The sequence below is a fragment of the Paraburkholderia sp. BL27I4N3 genome, assembly GCF_003386115.1.
GTDB lineage: Bacteria > Pseudomonadota > Gammaproteobacteria > Burkholderiales > Burkholderiaceae > Paraburkholderia.
Window position 1 is genome coordinate 2,286,565 of the sequence record NZ_QREJ01000001.1, and the last position, 12,418, is coordinate 2,298,982.

The 12,418-nt window shown below is 65.7% G+C and carries 10 protein-coding genes; 5 read left to right on the forward strand and 5 right to left on the reverse strand.

The features are described from left to right. Positions 1 to 300: 300 nt before the first annotated feature. The 3 genes from B0G71_RS10520 to B0G71_RS10530 are packed head-to-tail and all read left to right on the forward strand — an operon-like array spanning position 301 to position 5,620. Positions 301 to 879, forward strand: a complete 579-nt coding sequence (locus tag B0G71_RS10520; protein WP_116141517.1) for a DUF2760 domain-containing protein — start codon at positions 301 to 303, stop codon at positions 877 to 879. Next, entirely contained in the window at positions 876 to 2,735 is a 1,860-nt protein-coding gene (locus B0G71_RS10525; RefSeq protein ID WP_116141519.1) for an Hsp70 family protein, read from the forward strand. The genes B0G71_RS10520 and B0G71_RS10525 overlap by 4 nt, the downstream gene beginning before the upstream one ends. Next, complete coding sequence (locus tag B0G71_RS10530; RefSeq protein WP_181916749.1) at positions 2,732 to 5,620, forward strand: Hsp70 family protein; 2,889 nt, start codon at positions 2,732 to 2,734, stop codon at positions 5,618 to 5,620. Before B0G71_RS10525 ends, B0G71_RS10530 begins: the two co-directional genes overlap by 4 nt. On the opposite strand, the gene B0G71_RS10535 is transcribed toward B0G71_RS10530, so the two are convergent. Both B0G71_RS10535 and B0G71_RS10540 read right to left on the reverse strand, forming a co-directional pair. Further along, a complete protein-coding gene (locus B0G71_RS10535) occupies positions 5,617 to 5,925 on the reverse strand; it encodes a hypothetical protein (RefSeq protein WP_258875548.1) in 309 nt (102 codons plus the stop codon). The two genes, B0G71_RS10530 and B0G71_RS10535, sit on opposite strands and share 4 nt — an antisense overlap. Before the next feature lie 270 nt (positions 5,926 to 6,195). Next, positions 6,196 to 6,978: a glucose 1-dehydrogenase gene (locus tag B0G71_RS10540; RefSeq protein ID WP_116141521.1), complete on the reverse strand. Its 783-nt coding sequence runs from the start codon at positions 6,976 to 6,978 to the stop codon at positions 6,196 to 6,198. Positions 6,979 to 7,109: 131 nt separating this feature from the next. Between B0G71_RS10540 and B0G71_RS10545 the strand changes: the two genes are divergently transcribed. Further along, positions 7,110 to 8,018, forward strand: coding sequence for a LysR family transcriptional regulator (locus B0G71_RS10545; RefSeq protein ID WP_116141523.1), 909 nt, complete (start codon positions 7,110 to 7,112; stop codon positions 8,016 to 8,018). A 13-nt stretch (positions 8,019 to 8,031) separates the two neighbouring features. Here the strand turns inward: B0G71_RS10545 and B0G71_RS10550 are convergent, their stop codons facing one another. Beyond that, positions 8,032 to 9,063 carry a sensor domain-containing diguanylate cyclase gene (locus B0G71_RS10550; protein ID WP_258875549.1) on the reverse strand — a complete coding sequence of 344 codons (1,032 nt, stop codon included), beginning with the start codon at positions 9,061 to 9,063 and terminating at the stop codon, positions 8,032 to 8,034. Between the two features lie 235 nt (positions 9,064 to 9,298). Between B0G71_RS10550 and B0G71_RS10555 the strand changes: the two genes are divergently transcribed. Next, positions 9,299 to 10,195, forward strand: a complete 897-nt coding sequence (locus B0G71_RS10555; protein WP_116141525.1) for a LysR family transcriptional regulator — start codon at positions 9,299 to 9,301, stop codon at positions 10,193 to 10,195. 39 nt (positions 10,196 to 10,234) lie between these two features. On the opposite strand, the gene phnX is transcribed toward B0G71_RS10555, so the two are convergent. Together phnX and B0G71_RS10565 are read right to left on the reverse strand one after the other, a co-directional pair. Further along, positions 10,235 to 11,038 carry a phosphonoacetaldehyde hydrolase gene (gene phnX, locus B0G71_RS10560; RefSeq protein ID WP_116141527.1) on the reverse strand — a complete coding sequence of 268 codons (804 nt, stop codon included), beginning with the start codon at positions 11,036 to 11,038 and terminating at the stop codon, positions 10,235 to 10,237. 56 nt (positions 11,039 to 11,094) lie between these two features. Next, complete coding sequence (locus B0G71_RS10565; RefSeq protein ID WP_116141529.1) at positions 11,095 to 12,327, reverse strand: 2-aminoethylphosphonate--pyruvate transaminase; 1,233 nt, start codon at positions 12,325 to 12,327, stop codon at positions 11,095 to 11,097. Positions 12,328 to 12,418: the final 91 nt, after the last annotated feature.

Below are 12,418 nucleotides of genomic sequence, written 5' to 3' on the forward strand. Positions count from 1 at the left end.
CGAACGAGCCGCACGGAAATGCTCATCACACGCCCGTGACAAGCCGCCAATCTCGCCGCATTGCCCGCTAGAATGGCCGCCTTTGCCCGCTTCGGGCTCGCCGCAAGGCAAAATACGGGTTTTGCGCGCGCCGACCGCGCCGCGCGGCCCGGTAAATCAGACGCCGGCGGCACGACTGCCGACGGCCTTCGCAATCTCGCACGACGATCGCCCGCTCAAGCCCAACCGGACTTCAGCGGCCGGCCGCGTGCGGCGCAGTCAGGACAGCTCGTCCTTTAACAGAGCACCTCAGGAGCATTTATGACCGATTCGAACCCATCCTTCCTCGGCAGGATTTCCCTGGCCGTGGGCACGTTCTTCCGCATCCTCGGCGATGGCGAATTCGCCGCCGGAGTGCTGCGTCTGCGTGACGGTGGCGTTGCCGCCAGCGCCGCGCCTGCCCCGGCTCCCACGCCGGCGCCAGCACCCGCGCCGCAACCCGCGCCCATGCTGAAGGAAGCAAGCCCCGACGCCGCCTTGCAACTGCTCGGCCTGCTGCAACGCGACGCGCGCTTCATCGATTTCGTCGAGGAAGACATCAAGAACTATAGCGACGCCGATATCGGCGCGGCCGCGCGCCTCGTGCACGACGGTTGCCGCGCGACGCTGCGCGAGCACTTCACGATCCGTCCGGTGCGCGACGAAGCCGAAGGCAGCCGCGTCACGCTGGCCGAAGGTTTCGACGCGGCTTCGATTCGCCTGACCGGCAATGTCGTCGGCAAGGCGCCGTTCACCGGCAGCATCAGCCATCGCGGCTGGCGCGTCGACGAAGTGCGTCTGCCGAAGCTCGCGGACAGCCACAACGCGAAAGTGATCGCACCGGCCGAGGTGGAGCTATGAGCGACGCACGCCAGTCACGCTACGCCATCGGCATCGATCTGGGCACCACGCACTGCGCGCTGTCCTATGTGGACACCAGCGCCAGCGACGGCGAAAAGACCTCGCAAGGCGTGCTGCCGATCGCGCAGCTCACGGGCCCCGGCGCAATCGACAACCTCGATCTGCTGCCCTCGTTCCTCTATCTGCCGCACCCGGACGAACTCGCCTCGGGCGACCTCTATCTGCCGTGGACCGGCCAGCGCGAATTCGCGGTCGGCGAATTCGCCCGCAGCCGCGGCGCGGCCACGCCGATCCGGCTTGTATCGAGCGCGAAGAGCTGGCTGTGCCATCCGGGCGTCGACCGGCGCGCGGCGATTCTGCCCAACGACGCGCCGCCCGAAGTCGCGCGCGTCTCGCCGCTCGAAAGCTCGGTGCGTTACCTGACGCACTTGCGCGAAGCCTGGGACCACGCGCATCCCGACGCGCCGTTCAGCGAGCAGGACATCACAGTGACGATCCCCGCATCGTTCGATCCGGCCGCGCGCGAACTGACCGCCGAAGCCGCCGAGGCCGCCGGCTTCGGCCGCATGACGCTGCTCGAAGAACCGCAGGCCGCGCTGTATAGCTGGATCCAGAAGAGCGGCGGCGACTGGCGCAAGCAGGTCAAGATCGGCGACATCATCCTCGTGGTCGATGTGGGCGGCGGCACGACCGACCTCTCGCTGATCGCCGTGATCGAACGCGAAGGCAATCTCGAACTGCATCGCGTGGCGGTCGGCGAACACATTCTGCTCGGCGGCGACAACATGGACCTCGCGCTCGCGCACGTGGTGGCGCGCAAGCTGGCGGCAGCCGGCACCCAGGCCGACGCGTGGCAGTTGCGCGCCCTCACCTACGCGTGCCGCTCGGCCAAGGAAACGCTGCTCAGCGATCCGGCCACCGATACCGTGCCGCTCGTCGTGCCGAGCCGCGGCTCGAAGCTGATCGGCGGCTCGATCCGCACCGAACTCACGCGCGCCGAATTGACCCAGACGATTCTCGAAGGCTTCTTCCCGCAGGTGGACAGCGCCGCGCGTCCGGTGAGCCGCGCGCGTGCCGGTCTGACGCAGCTCGGCCTGCCGTATGCGCAGGACGCCGGCATTACGCGTCATCTGGCGGCGTTCCTCGGCCGGCAGGTGGGCGCCCTCGCTGAACTGGCGGGAACGAGCGGCATCGCGGCTGCGGAGCATGCGAGCTTCCTGCATCCCACGGCGGTGCTGTTCAACGGCGGCGTGTTCAAGTCGCCGCTGCTGGTCGAACGCATCATGGGCACGCTGAACAACTGGCTCGCCGCCGAAGGCGCGGCGCCGGCACGGCTGCTCGAAGGCGCCGATCTCGACCTCGCCGTGGCGCGCGGCGCGGCCTATTACGGCTATGTGCGACGCGGCCGCGGCGTGCGGATCCGCGGCGGCACGGCGCGCGCGTACTACATCGCGATCGAATCGGCGATGCCCGCCGTGCCCGGCCTCGAACCGCCAATCCAGGCGCTGTGCGTGGCGCCCTTCGGCATGGAGGAAGGCACCGAGGCCGAACTGCCCGCGCAGGAATTCGGCCTCGTGGTCGGCGAGCCGGTGCACTTCCGCTTCTTCGGGTCGTCGGTGCGTCGGCAGGATCAGGTCGGCACGCTGCTCGACTTCTGGGGTCCGGAGGAATTGCAGGAACTCGAAGAGATTCAGGCGACATTGCCCGCCTCCGGCCGCAACGCCGGTGAAGTCGTGCCGGTGAAGCTGCACGCGCGCGTCACCGAAGCGGGCACGCTCGAACTCGAAGCGGTGCCGCGTGGCACCGACGAGCGCTGGAAAGTCGAGTTCGACGTGCGCGGCAACGCGAATGCGTGAATGAGATGAAGCGGTATAGCGTCGGTATCGATCTCGGCACCAGCAACACGGTGCTCGCCTATGCGCAGGCGGGATCGCCGGGTGGGTCGCCGCTTATCCGCGTCTTCGAGATCGAGCAGCTGGTGAGTCCCGGCGAAGTGGCCGCGCGGCCGCTTCTGCCCTCGGTGCGCTATCAGGCCGCGCAAGGCGAACTGAACCCCGGCGATCTGCAATTGCCGTGGTCCGGTGCGGATCAGAGCGGCGCGCGCAAAGATCCACAGCAGGACGCGCAACCGGTCGTGATCGGCCGGCTCGCGCGCGTGCTGGGCGCTCAGGTGCCGGGCCGGCTGGTGTCGAGCGCGAAGAGCTGGCTCTCGCATGCGTCGGTGGATCGCACCGCGCCGATCCTGCCGTGGGGCGCCGCCGACGACGTCCGCAAAGTCTCGCCGGTCGAAGCCAGCGCGAGCTATCTGGCGCACGTGCGCGCGGCCTGGAACCAGCGTTTTCCAGACGCGCCGCTCGAACACCAGGATGTAGTGCTGACAGTGCCGGCGTCGTTCGACGAAGGCGCGCGAGCGTTGACCGTGGAAGCCGCCCGCATGGCCGGCTTGCCTGCTTTGAGGCTGCTGGAGGAGCCGCAAGCGGCGTTTTATGACTGGCTGTTTCATCACCGCGAGCAACTGGCAAGCGAACTCGCGGACACCCGTCTCGTGCTGATCTGCGACGTGGGCGGCGGCACCACCGACCTCACGCTGATCGAAGTCGGCCTGCGCGACGGCGAGCCGCAGCTCACGCGGATCGGCGTGGGCAATCATCTGATGCTCGGCGGCGACAACATGGATCTGGCGCTCGCGCATCTGGTGGAAGCGCGGCTGCCGGGCGGCTCGAACCAGCCGGGCGAGCGCGCGCGTTTGTCGGCGGCGAGCCTGTCGCAACTGGTCGAGCGTTGCCGCAACGCCAAGGAACAGCTGCTCGGCGCGCAGGCGCCCGACTCCACGTCGATCACACTGCTCGGCGCGGGCTCGAAGCTGATCGGCGGCGCGCGCACGGCGCAAGTCACGCGCGACGAGGTCGAACGGATCATCGTCGACGGGTTCTTTCCGGCGGTGGCGTCGCATGAACGGCCTGGGCGGCCGCGTGGCGCGATCGTCGAATTCGGCCTGCCCTATGCGACCGATGCCGCCGTCACGCGTCATATCGCGGCGTTTCTGAGCCGCTTCGCGGCGCAGTCGCGCAAGGCGCTGGGCATCGTCGAGTCCGCCGGTTCATCGGACGAAGCAGCGCTGCCAGTGCCCGACACATTGCTGCTCAACGGCGGCGTGTTCCGCGCCGAGGCGCTTACGCAGCGTCTGGCCAGCACCTTGGGCACGTGGCGCGGCGCAGCGCTCAACGTGCTGCACAACGACAATCCCGACGTGGCCGTGGCGCGCGGCGCGGTCGCCTATTCGCTCGCGCGCTCGGGCAACGCGCCGAAAATCGGCGGCGGCTCGCCGCGCAGCTACTTCCTCGTGCTCGACGAAACCGGCGACGGCAAAACCAATGGCGAGCCCGTGCAACGCGGCATCTGCCTGCTGCCGCGCGGCACGGAAGAAGGCCACGAGATTCTGATCGCGGATCGCACCTTCGCGCTGCGTCTCGGGCATCCGGTGCGGTTTCACCTTGTCTCGTCGATCGCGGATACGGTGTATCGGCCCGGCGAACTGATCGATCTGGCCGGCGGCGATTTCGTCCGCCTGCCGCCGCTCGCGACCATCGTGCAGCCGCGCGGCGCGAAGAGCGCGCGCGAGACCGCGGTGCGGATCGCGACGTCGCTCACCGAAGTGGGCACGCTCGACGTCCACTGCATTGAACTCGACAATCCCGCGCAACGATGGCTGCTCGAATTCCAGTTGCGCCGTGAAGACGCGCAAGCAAACCTGGCGGACGATACCGCGCCGGCTCGCCATCCGGCGCTCGACCAGGCGATCGACCACATCGACCGCTGCTTCGGCTCGCGCGCGCAGAAAGTCGATCCGAAAGAAGTCAAACGGTTGCGCTCGCAACTTGAACAACTACTGGGCGCGCGCGAAAGCTGGAACAGCGCATTGCTACGCGAACTGTTCGGCGCACTGTGGGAACGCGCGCGCCGCCGGCGCCGCTCGGCGGATCATGAACGCCTCTGGCTGAATCTGGCCGGCTATTGCGTGCGGCCCGGCTTCGGCTACCCACTCGACGAATGGCGCGTCGAACAACTCTGGTCGCTGTTCGATGACGGCATCCAGTACGTCAACGAAAGCCAGGTCTGGTCGGAATGGTGGACGCTCTGGCGGCGCGCCGCCGGCGGCCTCGACGAAAGCGCGCAACTGCGCGTGCTCGACGCCATGGCCTATCTGCAAGGCGCCGCGCAATCGCGCCACAAGCTGCCGTTCGACGTGGCGAAAACCGGCTTCACCGACATGGTTCGGCTCAGCGCATCGCTCGAACGCATTCCGGTGGAGCGCAAGATCGAGCTCGGCGAATCGGTGCTGACGCGTCTGAAGAAGCCTGCTGAAAATCATCAAAGCTGGTGGGCGGTCGGCCGTATCGGTGCGCGGCGGCCGTTCTACGGCAGTGCGCACAGCGTCGTGCCGCCGCAGACTGCCGGCGCATGGCTCAACGCGATCCTCGCGCTCGACTGGAAGAAGGTCGATCCCGCCGCGTTCGCCGCCGTGCAGATCGCCCGCCTGACCGGCGACCGCTCGCGCGACCTGCCCGAAGACCTGCGTCTTGCGGTAGTGCGCCGCCTCGAAGCGGCCAACGCGCCGCGCGCGTGGATCACCATGGTGAGCGAGAGCGTCGAACTCGATGACGCCGACGAAGGCCGCGTGTTCGGCGAGTCGCTGCCGGCGGGACTGAAGCTGATCGCGGGCGGTGGCTCGCGCGACTAGTGCAGCTCGAAATTAAGCACCGCTTCAGCCGCGAGCGCGTCCTTGCGATTCTTGAGGCTCTCGGCCAGCAGATCACGGAAGATGAGCGCGGTGTCGGCGCCGTGCTGCTCGCGAAATCCGTTCAGCACTTCAGCAATGGCGGTTCGTTGCGTAATGGGCGTCAACGTGCTGGCAATATACGAACTGCCGCGCGCCAACTCCATCATGTAGGTGGATCTGCACAGCGCCTTGTCTGCCTCTCGAGCGGATTTTCGTCCGTTACGCATCGTTGTCTTTCTCAGTTGTTTTTTTCGTTGCGCGTGCAACCAGCGGCTCCTTCCGCTGGCGAGGCGAAGCGCTCTCATGCTCCGCTCTGACGCAACCATCTCCTTCTATCTGAACAGTTCAAGCTTAAGAGAACCTTATGCGTAGCGGATAAAAGCTCACGCGGACGCACGCCTGAGAAACGCAATCCATTCGCGCGATGGCAATCGGAATGTTTTGCTGCATGCGTCGTGGCGTTTGGCGCTTCACATGCAAAAAAGGCCGGAAAAACCGGCCTTTTCACCTGAGGACCCGACGATTGCCTGGTAGTGCTACACCTGCGCCATGCCGCCGTCGACAGCCATTTCGATCCCCGTGATGTAGCTCGCGTCGTCGGATGCCAGGAAGGAGACGGCCTTGGCGATCTCGTCCGGTTCGCCCACGCGGCCAAGCGGCGTCGTTTCGCTGGCCTGCTGGGTGAAAGCGGCGATCTGCTCGTCGCTCATGCCCAGTTCGGACTTGTAGGCCGGCGTCACCACCACGCCGGGCGATACCACGTTGACGCGAATCCCGCGGCCTTTGAGATCGGTCGCCCATGTGCGCGCGAACGAGCGCAGCGCGGCCTTGGTCGCCGCATAGACGCCGAAGGCAGGCATGCCCTTGTTCCCGGCGATCGAACCGGTAATGACGATCGCGCTGCCGGGACGCATCAACGGCAAGGCTTTCTGCACCGTGAACAGCGTGCCTTTGACGTTGATGCCGAAGTACTTGTCGAACTGCGCCTCGGTGATCGCGCCGAGCGGCGAGAACTCGCCGCCGCCCGCGTTCGCGAACAGAATGTCGAGCCGGTCATGGGCGGCCTGCACCGTGCTGAACATCCGGTCGAGGTCGTCGGCTGAAGAAACGTCCGCGCGAATCGCCATGGCGCCGTGGCCGATGCGCGCCACGGCGTCGTCGAGTTCGGCCTGACGCCGGCCGGTGATATAAACAGTCGCGCCTTCCTGAGCGAAACGCGTGGCGGCGGCGAAGCCGATGCCGCTGCTGCCGCCGGTCACCAGCACGATCTTGCCGGCGTGTTTGCGGGGATTGACGTTATTGAGTGTGCACGTGTTCATCATCTGCTCCTGGGTTTGTGAGGTCGGTTGACCATGACGACGAGCTTATGCCATGCACGAATAGAGATAAATAGGTATTCTGTGACTTCTTTATCCACGTGCATGGATAATCATCGGGAAATGGAGTCGATATGGATCATTTGCAGGCCATCCGCATCTTTGCGCGGGTGGTGGAGACCGGCGGCTTCGGCCGGGCGGCGCAGTCGCTGCAGATGCCGAACGCAACGGTCAGCAAGTGGGTGAAGTCGCTGGAAGATCATCTGGGCGTGAAACTGCTCGAACGCAGCACGCGCAGCGTCAGCGTCACGACGGACGGCGCGGCGTATTACGAGCGTACGCGGCATTTGCTCAGTGAACTCGACGATATCGAGGCGACCTTGGGCCGCGACCACGCGAATCCGCGCGGCGTGCTGCGGGTCGACAGCGGCGGCTCGACCGCGAGCGGCATCCTGATTCCCGCGCTGCCCGAATTTTGCGCGCGCTACCCGGACATTCAGGTGCGCCTGAGCGTGACCGACCGGACCGCCGATCTGATCGCGGAGAACATCGACTGCGCGATTCGCAGCACGGGAGACGATCCCAATCTGGTGACGCACGCCATCGGCACGCTGCGCTGGACCACATGTGCGAGCCCGGCGTACCTGGCCGAACATGGCACGCCTATGCATCCGCGCCAGATCGTTGATGATCGGCACGCGGTGGCCGGCTATTTTTCAGCGAGCAGCGGACTCGCGCAGCCCTTGCATTTCCTCAAGGACGGCGAGCGCATCGTGCTCGACAAGGTTCGCAATACGGTGATGGTGAGCGAAAGCAATGCGCATCTGGCCACGGCGCTAGCGGGACTCGGCATCGTTCATACGCTGGATTTCATGGTGGGGCCGGCCGTGCAGCGCGGCGAGCTCGTGCCGATTCTGACGGACTGGCGGCCGGAGCCGCTGCAGGTTTATCTCGTCTATCCGCCGAGCCGCCGTTACAGCGCCAAACTCCGCGTGTTCGCCGACTGGGTGAGCCAGCTCTACGCGGAGCTTGAGACCGCCTGAACGCGCAGGCGCGTTACGCCATCGTCACCCGGTTTCGACCGCCATGTTTCGATCGATACAGCGCGCGATCCGCGCTCGCGAAACCGTCGCGATGCGCCGGCCGTGACGCCTCGCTGATACGCGTCAACGACGCGCCCACGCTCACCGTCACCCTGCCGAGCGGCGACGCGCGATGCTCGATCGCCAGATCCTCCACGCCCTGGCGCAGCGTGGCGAGCGTGTCTTCGAGCGCCGCGCGCTCCGCGTGCAGCACCAGCAGACCGAACTCCTCGCCGCCCATGCGCCCAACGATGATGCGTTCGCCATCGGCCGCGGCCTGCATCACCGAGGCCACTTTGCGCAGGCATTGATCGCCCGCCTGGTGGCCGTAGGTGTCGTTGTATTGCTTGAACCAGTCCACGTCGACCACGACCGAACCCATCACGTCGCCGTCCCGTGCCTCCTTCCAGCGGCGCGTGATGCTCTCCAGCAGGAAACGACGGTTGTACAACTGCGTGAGCGGATCGATCGCGGTGGCCGTGCGCATCTTCAGATCGTTCTCGATCATCGCGCGCAGGTGGTAGAACACGCCGCGCTGCCCGGCGTCGAGGCGGCCGGGCGCAGGGTCCATCGCGCACAAGGCGCCGACGATCTCGCCATTGGGCGCGCGCAGCGCGATCGCCGCGTAGAAGCGCACGAACGGATGCCGCTGCACCAGCATGCATTCGCCGAAACGGGTGTCGTCGTGCGCATCCTCGATGACGAACAACTCTTCGTCGCGCACCGCATAGTCGGCGAGCGAGCGGGCTCGCGTGACGAGCGGCATCGCCATGCCGACCTCGGCGCGGTAATGCTGGTATTCCTCGTCGAGCAGCGTGATCGCGGTGATCGCCGCGCCGGTCACGCTCTTGAGAATTTCCGCCGCGTGGGTGAAGCATTCGCGCATCACCTGATCGTCGTGCAACAGCCATTCAATGACCGACGACTCCACCTCGGGTTCACCGGCGCAGGACGAATCGAACTGCATGCGGCTGGACAGACGGTCGTTACTGAAGGCGAGTTGCACGGCTGGGTTCCAGAATGTGATTAGCTCGTGTCAACGGCACAATCACGCGAAACTTGAGCAGCGGTGAAGCTTGTCGGCGCGCAAAGTCAGGCATGGCGGCGCGGATCGACGCGTGGCGCCAGGAAGTACAATTCAGCGCCGGTCTCATACCGCTTGCGTCTGCTCAAGAAACGGGCAGTGCGTCCCTTTCAACAGACATTTGCACCCGCTCTCGCCGCGCGTATTTCGCATTCACATGATCAATCTCTTTCAGGCCATGCAGGCGTTCGTCAAGGTCGCCGACGCGGGCAGCTTCGCGCAGGCCGCCGAGCAACTCGGCGTCTCGACCTCGGTGGTCACGCGCCACGTGTCGAGCCTTGAAAAGCATCTCGGCATTCGCCTGTTCCAGCGCACCACGCGTAAGGTCGTGCTGACCGAAACCGGCGCCGAGTACGCCGACGGCTGCCGCCTCCTGATAACCGAACTCGAAGAAGTCGAATCGCGCGCAACCACCGCGTCGAAGGAAGTCGCCGGCGATCTGCGCATCGTCGCGCTGGGCAGCTTTTCGTTATTTCGCCTCACGCCGCTGTTCGCCGAGTATCAGGCAAAGTTTCCGCGTGTGAATCTGCGCGTCACGTTGACGGAGAAACGCGTCGATCTGCTCGAAGGCGGCTTCGACGTGGGGATCGTGACCGAGCATATGATCCGCTCGGAGTCGCTGGTGGTGCGCCGGCTGATCAACTCGCACGCGGTGCCGGTGGCGTCGGCGGCTTACCTCGCGCAGGCCGGTCATCCGAAAACGCCCGCCGATCTCACGCGGCACCGCGTAATCACCGCACCGCTCGACACCAGCCCGCAGACCTGGGTGTTCGACAACGGCGAAGGCGGCGAAGACAGCATCGCGCTCGATGCGTCGTTCACCGTCAACAGCATGATCATGCAGAAACAGGCGGCGCTCGGCGCGATGGGCATCGCGCTACTGCCGCTCGAAATGGTCGACGACGAATTGCGCGCGGGCACGCTGGTGCGGATCCTTGAAGATCACGCCGTGCTCAACGGAGACGTGGCGGTGTCGCTCGTGTATCCGAGCCGGGAGTTCGTGCCGCGCAAGATCCGCGAGTTTATCGATCTGGCGGTGGGGTTCTTCGAGTGATTCCGCCGGAATAGAGAGGCTTTTCGCGCCCTCACGTCGTCAAGGCCGCTCGCCTCGCGCCAAACGCGCTTCGATGTCATACACCACCGGCATCAGATCCGCGACGCTGTCGATCACATAGTGCGCGCCCGCCGCCTGCAGCTTCTCGATTGCCGCCTTGCGACGCCATGCGAACTCATCTGGCGCCAGCGCCTTGACGTCGTCTTCGGCCATGCCGAACGCGTTGCCGCTCACCGCGACGCCGACCGCCCACGTGCCGCCGTTGATGCCCTCTTCGATGCCGACTTCGGTGTCGTCCACCTTGATCGCATCCTTCGCACGCCACACGCCCAGTTCCGGCAGCGTCTTGTAGATCATGTACGGCGACGGGCGGCCTTCCGGCGTATCGCCGGTGCACACGATGCTGTCCGGCGAGAACCCCTGCGCGGCCGCACCCGGCACGATCTCGGCCATGATCTCGCGCGTATAGCCGGTGGTCGTGCCGATCCGGATGTCGTCGCTGCGCAGCGCGCTCGCCACGTCGGCCACGCCCGGAATCACCGAGCTGTAGCTCGCCGCCACGGCGATGTTCTTCGGCACGAACACGTCGTACACGGCGTCGATATCCGCTTCGCCCGGCGCGTGGCCGTACTTGTCGGCCCAAGCCTGCGCGACACGCGGCAACGCCATCAGCGCCGCGATATGCGGACGCTTGGCCATGCCCATCGGACCGCGCGCTTCATCGATCGTGATCGGCACGCCGAACTGATCGAAGGTCTCGACGAAGGCGCCCATCGGCGCCAGTGAACCGTAATCGACCACTGTGCCGGCCCAATCGAAAATCACTGCTTTTACGTGTTTCATTTACTTCGACCCCATGGAATTCCGAAAGCTCGCGCGGTATGCCCGAACTGTGTGCTTCAGGCCGCGTCGGCCAATCTCTTGCGCTCTTCGAGCGCAGCCGCCGGCGGAGCGGCCTGTTCGACGCCCATCGATTCGAGCGCGTTGCCGCACGCCGCCACGACGCGGCGCATCACGTGCTCGTCCACCTGACCGATGCAGCCGATCCGGAAGCTGTCCGCCACCGTCAATTTGCCCGGATAGATGATGAAACCCTGCTGCTTCATCAATTCGTAGAAGCGCTCGAATTTGAATGACGCATGCGCCGGCGAGAAAAACGTCACGATGATCGGCGAGCGCCAGCGCGCATTCAGCAGCGGCTCGAAGCCAAGGTCGTGCATGCCGGCCACCAGCACGTCGCGGTTGTTCGCGTAGCGCGTGAGACGTCCGGGCTGGCCGCCTTCCATCTTATGCAACCGCAGTGCCTCGATAAACGCGGCCACGGTGTGCGTGGGCGGCGTGAAACGCCACTGGCCGGTGCGGTTCATCACGTCCCATTGATCATGGACGTCGAGCGCGAGCGAGTGACTGCGTCCCTTCGCTTCCTGCAACGCACCCTTGCGGGCGATCACGAATCCGAAACCCGGCACCCCCTCGATACATTTATTCGCCGACGACACGAAGGCCTCGCAGGCAATCTCGCGCACGTCGAGCGGCACCGCGCCGAAGGCGCTCATCGAATCGATCAGCAGCTTGCGGCCCTTCTTCGCGGTGGCGGCGGCGATTTCCGCGAGCGGGTTCAGAATCCCCGAACTGGTTTCGCAATGCACGGCGACCACGTGCGTGATGCGTGGCTCGGCGTCCAGCATGCGCTCCACTTCCGCGCCGCGCGGCGGCAGGTAGTCGCCTTTGTCGAGCAGCGTAAAGGCGCGGCCGAGATAACCGAGCGTGGTCGCGATGCGCTTGCCGTACGCGCCGTTGGCCAGCACGAGCGCGTGGCCGTCGCGCGGAATCAGACTGCCGAGCATCGCTTCGACGCAATAGCTGCCGCTGCCTTGCAGCGGGACGCAGTCGTATTCTCCCGCTGTGTCTCCGGCAATCTCCAGCAAGCTGCTACGCAACAGCGCTGTCATTGCGCGGAAATCGCCGTCCCACGAACCCCAGTCGCGCAGCATCGCTTCCTTGGTCGAGAACGCCGTGGTGAGCGGCCCGGGCGTCAGCAGATACGGCTCGCCCCTAGCCGGTGCCGCGCACGTGACGGCGGACGATCCTGCGGCGTTCACGGCTGGGGAACGGTCGAGCACGCTGTCCATGTTCGGAATCTCCGATATCGCTGGTTTGGTGAATGACACAGTACAGAAACGCGCGCCATCGGTAAAATCGATATAATTGATGTGGGTATCG